Below are 9,734 nucleotides of genomic sequence, written 5' to 3'. Positions count from 1 at the left end.
GACGGGCGGCCCAGGGGCGCGGGGAACTGCGCGACCAGCCCCCACCGGGGCGCGCGTGAACGACTGCCTGGCAGAAGCCTCATCGGCCGTCATCCGCCCGACAAGGGGATGGAAACCGAGAGGACGGTGCCCTCGGTGGGGGTGGATTCCAGGGTCAGGGTGCCGCCCAGCTGGGTCGCGCGGGCCCGCATGGCCGCCAGGCCGTGGCCGCGGACCCCGGGAACCACGTCCGCGCCGGTATCGAACCCGCACCCGTCGTCCGCCACGTCCAGCACCACCTGATCGTCCAGCAGCGTCAGCGTCACGGCCGCGCCGGAGGCCCCGGCATGCTCGCGTACGTTGGCCAGCGCGCCCTGCGCGATTCGCAGCAGCGCCGCCTCGACCCGGTCGGGAAGCCGCCCGACCCCGGCCCGCTCACCGGCGTCGATGTGGACCCGGACCGTCAGCCGCTCCCCGGACTCGCGGGCGGCCACCGTGCGCAGCGCCTGCTCCAGGCCGTGGGCCAGGTCGCCGGGGGCCAGATCGTGCACGAAGCGGCGGGCCTCGGTGAGGTTGTGGTCGGCGATGGACGCGGCGGTGCGCACATGGGTGCGGGCCTTGCCGGGGTCGGAGGCCCAGACCCGTTCGGCGGCCTGGAGCAGCATCTGCTGGCTGGACAGCCCCTGCGCCAGGGTGTCGTGGATCTCCATGGACAGCCGTTCCCGCTCGGCGAGCGTGCCCGCCCGGCGCTCGGCGGCGGCCAGCTCGCGGCGGGTGCGGATCAGGTCGTCGATGAGGGCGCGCTGCCGGGCCGCCTGCCACCGCATCTGGAGGAAGACCCCGGCGGCGAGCACGGCGACGACGGGCGGGCCGAGCACCAGGTCCGGGTCCCAGCGCCCGGCGAGCCGCACCTGGGAGGCGATGACGATGCCGGTCAGCAGCGCCACGAGGACGAGCGCCGCGCGGGTCGGCAGGGAGCGCAGGCCGGTGTAGAAGAGCGGGATCCCGACCCAGGCGAAACTCGGGGCGAGGACGACCAGCACCACGACCACGGCGACCACGAGGTACAGCCACAGCCGTTGCCGGGAGGTGGAGCGGCGCGGGTTCCCCCGGGCGACCCCGACGACGTAGAGCACGGCGAGGACGGCGCTGAGGGCGATGATCCAGGGCACCCGGGCGCCGCCGGGGTGCCGCAGCAGGAAACGGGCGAGGGAGACCGCGAGCAGCAGGAAGAACGCGGCGTGCACGACGGCGGCCAGCCACCGGCTGCCCGCCTCCTCGGCCGCCGCCACATCCTCCTCGGGACCCCGCATGGGCACCTCCGGCTCCGCTCCGAACTGGGCAAACACTCCCATTGTCGGGTGCGGTCACGCCCCCGGGGTCAACCGATCGGATGACCCCCGGGTCAGCCGCACGGCAGCCGCCGAGCAGCCGGAACGCCGACGGGAACGGGCCGCTTCCGGACCCAGCATGGAGTGCAGAAGGAACGCACGCCCCGCCCTCCAGGAGTTGAATCGCATGGCCTCCCTGAAGAACATGTCCCGCCGCGCCCGCATCGCCACCGGCGGTGCCGTCCTGGCCGCCGTCGCCGCCGGCACCCTCGGCACGGTCTCCGCGAACGCCTCGGCCCCGGCCGCCGCCGCGCCCGCCGCCAACGTGAAGAGCGCGACCACCACCACCTCCACGCACCTCACGATCGAGGCCGCGAACAAGGCCGCGCAGGCCGCGCTGCACGCCGCCGAGAAGGAGAACCAGAAGGTCTCCGTCGCCGTCGTCGACCGCAACGGCAACACGATCCTGACCCTGCGCGGCGACGGCGCCGGCCCGCAGTCCTACGAGTCCGCCGAGAAGAAGGCGTACACCGCCGTGTCCTGGAACGCGCCCACCTCCGAGCTGGCCAAGCGCCTGGAGCAGGCCCCGACGCTGAAGGACATCCCCGGCACCCTGTTCCTCGCGGGCGGCGCCCCCGTCACCGCCAAGAACGCCCCGATCGCCGGCATCGGCGTCGCCGGCGCCCCCTCCGGCGACCAGGACGAGAAGTTCGCCCAGGCCGGCGTCGCCGCGCTCCGCTAGACCGGACCAGGGTGGGCTGCACCTCTCGGCGCGGAGCGAGTGCAGCCCCCAGGGGCGCGGGGAACTGCGCGACCAGCCACACTCGACCCGCACCCGCGAACGCATGGACCGCCCCTCCGGCGCGAGGTCACGGGGCTCCGCCCCGGACCCCGCTCCTCAATCGCCGTAGGGGCTTGAATTCTGGAGCCGCCCCATGAAGACAGACGACGCCACCCTGCTCGAAGCCGCGACCCGGGGCGACACCGAGACCGTCCGCGCCGCCCTCGCGGCCGGCGCCCACCCCGAGGCCCGCGACGCCCACCGCCGCACCCCCCTCCTCCTCGCCGCCCTGCACGACCACGTACGGACCGCGGAAGCGCTCGTCGCGGCGGGCGCCGACCCGAACGCGCAGGACGACCGGTCCGACAGCCCGTGGCTGGTCACCGGCGTCACCGGCTCGGTCGCCATGATGCGCGCGCTGCTCCCGGCGGGCCCCGACCTGAAGGTCACCAACCGCTTCGGCGGCATCTCCCTCATTCCGGCCTCCGAACGCGGTCACGTCGACTACGTACGGGCCGTGCTCCGCGAGACCGACATCGACGTCGACCACGTCAACCGGCTCGGCTGGACCGCCCTGTTGGAGGCCGTGATCCTCGGTGACGGCGGCCGCGCGCACCAGGAGATCGTGGAGCTGCTCATCACGGCGGGCGCCACCCCGGGCCTCCCGGACGGCGACGGCGTCACGCCCCTGGAGCACGCGGAGCGCCGCGGGTTCACCCGGATCGCCGGTCTGCTGAGGGCCGTACGGTGAAGCGCCTCGCGCTCGCCGCGACGGCCGCCGCCGTCCTGGTGACGGGCTGCGCGGCCCAGACCTCCACGACCCCGCCCGAGACCCCGTCCGAGACCCCGGGCAAGAGCGCGAGCGCCCGGCCCGACCGCGCGCCCAGGGAGACCGCCGAAGGCACTCTCCTCGTCGCCGACTTCGGCGCCGACACCGTCAGCTTCGTCGACCCCGACCACGGGGTCACCGACTCGGTGAAGGTGGGCCGCGCGCCCTACGGTCTCGTCGTCGGCGACGACGGCCGGGCCTGGGTGGCCACCGCCGAGGGCGTCGCCGTCGTCGACACCGCCGCCCGCGAGCGCGTCGCGCTGATCCCGTACCGGACGAAGCACCTCGGCCCGGTCACCGACGGCGAGTACCGGGGCGGCGGCATGGGCATCGCGCTGGCCCCCGACGGCCGCCACGTGTACGTCGGCGTCAACGTCCCCGACGGCAACGGCACGTTGGAGACCGTCGACACCGCCACCCGCGAGGTCGTCGACACGACACCTGTCGGCCGGCGCCCCTTCGACGTGGACGTCTCGCGCGACGGCCGCGAGGTCTACGCGACGGACCACGACTCCTTCGACGTCACCGTCCTCGACACCGGCAGCGGCGACACCCGCCGCATCGAGGTCGCCCCGTACGGCACCGAAGGCGGCCTCGGCTCCTGGCTGAAGCCGCACTACACCGCCGTACGCCCCTCGGACGGGAAGCTGCTGCTGCCCTTCGAGGGCGAGAAGCTGGTCGTCGTCGACCCGGAGACCGGCCGCTCCCGCATCGAGCGGATGACGGCGAACACGCATCAGCACGGTGTCACCGTCACCCCCGACGGCACCCTGTTCGTCGTCGGCACGGGCCCCATCGACCCGGCCGAGGACGAGGGCCCGTCCCTGACCGTCCGCACGAAGGACGGCCGGGAGAAGGTGATCCCCCTCGAAGGACCGCACGAGGACGTCGCCGTCTCCGCCGACGGCCGGACGGCGTACGTCACCGGAGGCTTCACCCGCGACGGCTACTGGAACGGGATCACGGTCGTCGACGTCGACAGCGGCGACACGCGCCGACTCGCGGCCGGGGAACGGCCGTTGGGCATCGCCGTCGTCCAGCAGGCATCCGGACATAGCGGGCCATAGGGTATGGGGGTGCGCAGACGCTCCCGCTCCCGTCCCGGCTCCCGCCCCCGCTCCCTCGCCCTGAGCGCCGCCGTCCTGCTCGCCGCCGCGGCCTGCGGCGGCGGGGTCGACGGTTCGCCCGGTGCCTCGGGCCTGCGCGACCCGTACTTCCCGAAGCTGGGCAACGGCGGCTACGACGTCACCCACTACGCCCTGAACCTCGCCTACGACCCCGGCACCCACCGCCTCACCGGCACCGCCACCCTCACCGCGACGGCCCGCCAGGACCTCAGCTCCTTCAACCTCGACCTGCACGGGCTCACGGTCGCCGGTGTCACCGTCGACAAGAAGCGGGCACGGAGCCAGCGCGCCGGGAACGAGCTGACGATCCGCCCGTTCGACGAACTGGCCGAGGGCCACACCTTCCGCACGGTCGTGCGCTACTCCGGCGAGCCCGCCACCATCACCGACGCCGACGGCGCCGAGGAGGGCTGGCTGCGCACCGACGACGGCGCGCTCGGCCTCGGCGAACCGACCGGCTCGATGGCCTGGTTCCCCGGCAACCACCACCCCTCCGACAAGGCGACGTACACCATCGCGGTCAGCGTCCCCACCGGCGTGCGGGCCGTCTCCAACGGGGAGTTGACGGGCACCAAGCGGTCCGCGTACGGCAAGAGCGTCACGTACACCTGGCGCGTCACCCAGCCCATGGCGAGTTACGTGGCCACGGTCGCCATCGGGAAGTTCGAGACGCACACGTCCCGCACGCCGTCCGGTATCCCCGTGTACACGGCGGTCGCCCCGCAGGAGGCGGAGGCGAGCGCGAAGACCCTCGCGCGGCTGCCCGAGGTCGTCGACTGGGAGACGCGGACCTTCGGCGCCTACCCGTTCTCCTCCACCGGCGCGATCGTCGCGCGCGCGGGCGCCGCCGGGTACGCGCTGGAGACGCAGAACCGGCCCGTCTTCCCCGGCGCCCCCGATGTGGGCCTGCTCGTCCACGAGATGGCCCACCAGTGGTACGGCGACTCGGTCACCCCGAAGACCTGGCGCGACATGTGGCTCAACGAGGGCTTCGCCACCTACGCCGAGTGGCTGTGGGAGGAGCAGCACGATGGCGACAGCGCCCAGGAGTCCTTCGACGCGGCGTACGACCACGCCTCCGGCTCCGCCGTCTGGGCCTTCCCGCCCGCCGACCCGCCGAGCGCCGCCCACATCTCCGACTCGCCCGTCTACCAGCGCGGCGCGATGGTCCTGCACCGGATCCGGAAGACCATCGGTGACACCAAGTTCTTCGCGCTGCTGAAGAGTTGGGCCGCCGCCCACAAGTACGGCAACGCCGACACCCACGACTTCACGGCCTACGTGGAACGCGAGAACCCCGCCAAGAAGGACGCCCTGGCGGAGGTCTGGAAGGACTGGCTCTACGGCGACGGGAAACCGGACAAACCCTGAGGTCCGGCCGCCCGGGCCAGCGGCTTGCGCAGCACCCGGCAGGGGCGGCCGAGCCGGCGGTCCCCGCGGCGGTCGATCTCCCGGTAGCCGAGGGAGGTCCAGAAGGCGAGGCCGTCGGGGTTGTTGTCGAGCACGGCGAGCCGGACGGCCGCGCGGCCCGACCGCCGGAAGCGCTCCTCGACGGCGCCCGCCAGCCGCCGCCCGTGACCGGTGCGCCGGTGCCGGGCGTCGACGAGCAGCAGGCCGATCCACGGGTCCGGGTCGGCCGGGTCCGGATGGCGGGCGAGCGTCAGCACGACCCCGACGAGCCGCCCCTCGCCGTCCCGGCCGAGCAGCGCCTCGGCGCCGGGCATCGCCCCCTCCTCGGCGAGGGTGGCGGCGACCTGCTCCGCGCTGATCGCGTCGGGGTCGGGGAAGTCGCCGCTGAGCGCGAAGAAGTCCCGGTTCGAGGCGTACAGGGCGGTCAGCTCGGCGAGGAGGGCGGAGCCGGGCGGGTGGGTGAGGGGGCTGATGTCCACGGGGTGAGCGTAGAGCGGCGGCCGGGGCGGTGCGGGGCTCAGCCGGTGGCGCCGCGACGGCGACGGGCGACGATCACCGCGCCCGCGCCGAGCACCACCGCGCCGCCGGCCAGGGCCAGCGTCGTCGTGGTGCCGGAGGTACCGGTGGAGGCGAGATCGCCGGTGGTGTCCTCGGCGCCCTTGCCGGCGGTCACCGGCTTGTCCGAGGTGCTGCCCTGCGGGGTGCTGCCCGGCTCGGGGCGGTCGTCGTCGGAGACGGTGCCCGGCTCGGCCTCGCCCGGCTTCCCGGCGTCACTGCCCGCGGTGAGCACGGAGAAGTCGTAGCGCTTCATCGGGCCGAGCACGCACGGGTTGTACGCGTCGGAGGCATCGCCCGCGAGTAGTCCGACCGCCTTCGACGCCGGGGTGTCCTTCGCGAACGTCAGCCGCAGCCGGAGGTCGGCCGTCGTGCCGGGCTTCATCGACTCGATGGTGGTCGGGTGGCTGGTCTGCTCGAAGTCCAGTTCCTTCCAGTCGGAACCGTCACGCGACCACTCGGCATCGAGGTACCGCTCGTCGTGGGGCGTGTCGGCGAGGTGGAACAGGACCAGCGGCGCCACCGTCAGCGTCCGGTCGGTGGCGTTGTCGACGGTGAGCGTGAGGGTCGTGGTCCCGCCCGCGACGACCTTCTGCGGCAGCCCGTCGGCGAGCACGGTCAGCTTGTCCGTGCGCACGCACTCCTTCGCCGCGGCGAGCGCGTCGTGGGCGGACTTCTTCCGCTCGGCCGCGTCCTTCTCGGCCCTGGTCAGTACGCCGTACTCGCGGGTCGCGGCGACCCGGGCGTCGTCCACCGCGGTGTCGGCCTTGTCGAGCGCGTCCTTCGCGTCCCGCTCGGCGTCGGCGGCCTGCTGGGCGGCGGTGCGCGCGTCCGCGAGCTCCTGCTCGGCGGCGGCCTTGTCGTCCTCGGACGCGCCCGCCAGCTTCGCCTCGGCCTCGGTGACGGCGCGGTCGGCCTCCGCACGGTCCGCGGAGGCGGCCTTGGCGGCCTTCTCGGCGGCGAGGTACGCGGCGCGCAGCGGGTTGGTGTCGTCGTTGTCGAGGGAGTCGAGCGTGGCCCGCACCTTCTCCAGGCCGTCCTTCTTCGCGGCGGCGGCCGTCTCGTACGCGGCGTCCGCGTCGGCGGCGGTCTTCTGCAGCTCGGCGTAGGTCGGGCGGTCCTGCGTCTCCTGCGTCTCCTGCGACTCCTGCGACGACAGCGTGGCCGGAGAGTTCGCGGTGGCGAACGCGGGGGTGGCGGCGAGCGCGAGGGCGGGCACGGTCGCGGCCGAGACGGCCAGGACGGCAAGGGTGCGGTTGAGGTTCACGACAGGTGATCGTACGAGCGTGAACGGCCCGGGGACATCGGTTAGTTCACGTACGCAACCGGCCGCGGAGGATGCGTGGGCGGGTAAATCAGGGCAAGGGGCGCAGTTGCTCTCGGTTTCTGTGGTTTCTCTGTGATCTAGCCGACGGCGCTCCGCTCCGGGAGGCCGGGCGGAACAGGCCGGCCCCCGGCGCGCGGGGCGCCGGGGGCCGGTCTGAACGCGGTCAGCGACCTCAGACGTTGACGCCGAAGTCCTGGGCGATGCCGACCAGGCCCGAGGCGTAGCCCTGGCCGACCGCGCGGAACTTCCACTCGGCGCCATTGCGGTACAGCTCGCCGAAGACCATCGCCGTCTCCGTCGCCGCGTCCTCGGAGAGGTCGTAGCGGGCGATCTCGGCGCCGCCGGCCTGGTTGAGGATGCGGATGTACGCGTTGCGCACCTGGCCGAAGTTCTGCGAGCGGTTCTCCGCGTCGTAGATCGAGACCGGGAAGACGATCTTGTCGACGTCGGCGGGCAGGCCCGCCAGGTTCACGTTGATCGCCTCGTCGTCGCCGTCGCCCTCGCCGGTGCGGTTGTCACCGGTGTGCACGATCGTCTGGTCCGGCGTCTGCTTGTTGTTGAAGAAGACGAAGTGGCCGTCCGAGTAGACCTTGCCCTGCGTGTTCACCGCGATCGCGGAGGCGTCCAGGTCGAAGTCGGTACCGGTGGTGGTGCGGACGTCCCAGCCGAGGCCCACGGTGACGGCGGTCAGGCCCGGAGCCTCCTTGGTGAGCGAGACGTTGCCACCCTTGGACAGGCTTACAGCCATGGTTCGGGAGTCCCTTCCCTCGTTAAGTGCGCGCGCGTACGGGTGTACGTGCGTAGCCGAAGCTACTCGTACCCGTATGAACGCGATGCGGGGTGGTGAAGGTTCCAGGTCTCTTTACTTTCTTTACCCGGGCTCCCGGGAGAGGGAAATCCGGGTGACGGACGGCGTTCTCACGCGCGACCATGGACCCATGTCCGGTCCTTATCCCATCCGCGGTTCGGTCGTTCTTCCGGAGGCCGAGCTGGTCTGGCGTTTCTCGCGGTCGTCCGGGCCGGGCGGGCAGCACGTCAACACCAGCGACTCACAGGTGGAGCTGCGCTTCGATCTGGCGAACACCCGGGCGCTGCCCGAGGTGTGGAAGGCGCGGGCCCTGGAGCGGCTCGGGTCGCGGCTGGTGGGGGGTGTGGTGACCGTACGGGCTTCCGAGCACCGTTCGCAGTGGCGCAACCGGGAGACGGCTGCCGTGCGGCTCGCCGCGCTGCTTGCCGAGGCCACGGCGCCGCCACCGAAGCCTCGCCGGGCCACCAAGATCCCGCGCGGCATCAACGAACGCCGCCTCCGCGAGAAAAAAGCCCGCTCAGAAACCAAACGAGGCCGCACCGGCCGCGACTGGTAACCCCGGCTCCGTCATCGTCCGCGGCCCCGGTGGCCGCTTCTCGCGCAGTTCCCCGCGCCCCTGGGTAGTCCTTCACGCGCGCCACCGTCGTGGCTGGTCGCGCAGTTCCCCGCGCCCCTGAGATGCGCACTTCGTGCGCCATCTCAAGGGGAAGGCGCGCGGAGCGCAGCCTTCAGGGGCGCGGGGAACGGCGCGAGAAGCGGCCGCCGGCCGGCGTGCGACCCAGGGGCGCGGGGAACGGCGCGAGAAGCGGCCGCCGGCCGTCAGACGGGGTGCGGACTCAGGGGCGCGGGGAACTGCGCGATCAGCCCAGACCCCGGTAGCGCCCCCGGAAGTACATCAGGGGCCCGCCGTCGGCGCTGGGCAGGGACGTGCTCAGGACGTGGCCGATGTACAAGGTGTGGTCACCCGCGGGGACCCGCTGCTCCGTGCGGCATTCCAGGGTCGCCAGCGCCCCGCCCACCAGCGGAGCGTCGGTGTGCTCGCCCCGTACGTACGCGATGTCCTCGAACAGCAGGCGGTCGCTGAGGCGGCCCTTCATCGCGAAGCGCCCCGCGATGTGGCTCTGCGACTCCGCGAGCAGGGACACCGCCCACAGGGGCTGCTCCTCCAGCAGATCGTCCATGCGGGAGCCGTTGCGCAGGGAGACCATCACGAGCGGCGGATCGAGGGACACGGACATGAAGGCCGTGGCCGTCATGCCCGCGTCCTCCCCCGGAGGGGCCCCGGCGTCGTCGGGATCGAGCGAGGGCTCGCGGGCGGTCAGCAGCACGACACCCGCGGCGAGGCGGGACAGTGCGGCGCGGAACTGGTCGTTGCTCACTCCCTCAGCATGCCCGGGGGAGCGTGGTGCGGGGGCGGCGGGAGCGGCAGGGGGAGTCTTCAGCACGTCCTCGACGCTAACCGGGCGGTACGGTGCCCCACATCGGGCCGAGGGCCGAGAAGGGACCTAGGTCCCCCGGCGTACCTTCAAGAGAAAAAGCTCCGGGTATGGGGGTGAACGGCCTGTTCTGGCCTGGTTATCGTGTTCA

Annotated in this window: 10 protein-coding genes; 5 read left to right on the top strand and 5 right to left on the bottom strand. The window is 73.1% G+C overall.

What is annotated here, in order from left to right:
- Positions 1–89: 89 nt before the first annotated feature.
- Positions 90–1,292, bottom strand: a complete 1,203-nt coding sequence (locus K377_RS23295; RefSeq protein ID WP_111665413.1) for a sensor histidine kinase — start codon at positions 1,290–1,292, stop codon at positions 90–92.
- A gap of 205 nt (positions 1,293–1,497) precedes the next feature.
- Between K377_RS23295 and K377_RS23290 the strand changes: the two genes are divergently transcribed.
- From K377_RS23290 to K377_RS23275, 4 genes are all read left to right on the top strand, one after another.
- Positions 1,498–2,052, top strand: a complete 555-nt coding sequence (locus K377_RS23290; RefSeq protein WP_111665412.1) for a heme-binding protein — start codon at positions 1,498–1,500, stop codon at positions 2,050–2,052.
- 193 nt (positions 2,053–2,245) lie between these two features.
- A complete protein-coding gene (locus tag K377_RS23285; RefSeq protein ID WP_111665411.1) occupies positions 2,246–2,842 on the top strand; it encodes an ankyrin repeat domain-containing protein in 597 nt (198 codons plus the stop codon).
- Complete coding sequence (locus K377_RS23280; RefSeq protein WP_111665410.1) at positions 2,839–3,987, top strand: YncE family protein; 1,149 nt, start codon at positions 2,839–2,841, stop codon at positions 3,985–3,987. Before K377_RS23285 ends, K377_RS23280 begins: the two co-directional genes overlap by 4 nt.
- Before the next feature lie 9 nt (positions 3,988–3,996).
- A complete protein-coding gene (locus tag K377_RS23275) occupies positions 3,997–5,418 on the top strand; it encodes a M1 family metallopeptidase (protein WP_258395104.1) in 1,422 nt (473 codons plus the stop codon).
- Here the strand turns inward: K377_RS23275 and K377_RS23270 are convergent.
- From K377_RS23270 to K377_RS23260, 3 genes are all read right to left on the bottom strand, one after another.
- Positions 5,388–5,936 carry a GNAT family N-acetyltransferase gene (locus K377_RS23270; RefSeq protein WP_111665408.1) on the bottom strand — a complete coding sequence of 183 codons (549 nt, stop codon included), beginning with the start codon at positions 5,934–5,936 and terminating at the stop codon, positions 5,388–5,390. The two genes, K377_RS23275 and K377_RS23270, sit on opposite strands and share 31 nt — an antisense overlap.
- Positions 5,937–5,974: 38 nt before the next feature.
- A complete protein-coding gene (locus K377_RS23265) occupies positions 5,975–7,279 on the bottom strand; it encodes an LPXTG cell wall anchor domain-containing protein (RefSeq protein ID WP_111665407.1) in 1,305 nt (434 codons plus the stop codon).
- 232 nt (positions 7,280–7,511) lie between these two features.
- On the bottom strand, positions 7,512–8,087 hold the full coding sequence (locus K377_RS23260) for a TerD family protein (RefSeq protein WP_111665406.1): 576 nt from the start codon (positions 8,085–8,087) through the stop codon (positions 7,512–7,514).
- 190 nt (positions 8,088–8,277) lie between these two features.
- On the opposite strand from K377_RS23260, the gene arfB reads away from it, so the two are divergent.
- Positions 8,278–8,703, top strand: coding sequence for an alternative ribosome rescue aminoacyl-tRNA hydrolase ArfB (gene arfB, locus K377_RS23255; protein WP_111665535.1), 426 nt, complete (start codon positions 8,278–8,280; stop codon positions 8,701–8,703).
- Positions 8,704–9,007: 304 nt separating this feature from the next.
- On the opposite strand, the gene K377_RS23250 is transcribed toward arfB, so the two are convergent.
- A complete protein-coding gene (locus K377_RS23250; protein ID WP_111665405.1) occupies positions 9,008–9,592 on the bottom strand; it encodes a flavin reductase family protein in 585 nt (194 codons plus the stop codon).
- Between the last annotated feature and the right edge of the window lie 142 nt (positions 9,593–9,734).

Source organism: Streptomyces sp. PsTaAH-137 (assembly GCF_003259365.1).
Taxonomy (GTDB): Bacteria; Actinomycetota; Actinomycetes; order Streptomycetales; family Streptomycetaceae; genus Streptomyces.
This window is presented reverse-complemented; position numbering and strand designations above follow the sequence as displayed.

Excerpts from the sequence above, each read along its gene's own strand:
- K377_RS23285 (WP_111665411.1), top strand. The coding sequence starts at position 2,246 with ATGAAGACAGACGACGCCACCCTGCTCGAAGCCGCGACCCGGGGCGAC.
- K377_RS23290 (WP_111665412.1), top strand. The coding sequence starts at position 1,498 with ATGGCCTCCCTGAAGAACATGTCCCGCCGCGCCCGCATCGCCACCGGC.
- arfB (WP_111665535.1), top strand. The coding sequence starts at position 8,278 with ATGTCCGGTCCTTATCCCATCCGCGGTTCGGTCGTTCTTCCGGAGGCC.
- K377_RS23260 (WP_111665406.1), bottom strand. The coding sequence starts at position 8,087 with ATGGCTGTAAGCCTGTCCAAGGGTGGCAACGTCTCGCTCACCAAGGAG.
- K377_RS23295 (WP_111665413.1), bottom strand. The coding sequence starts at position 1,292 with ATGCGGGGTCCCGAGGAGGATGTGGCGGCGGCCGAGGAGGCGGGCAGC.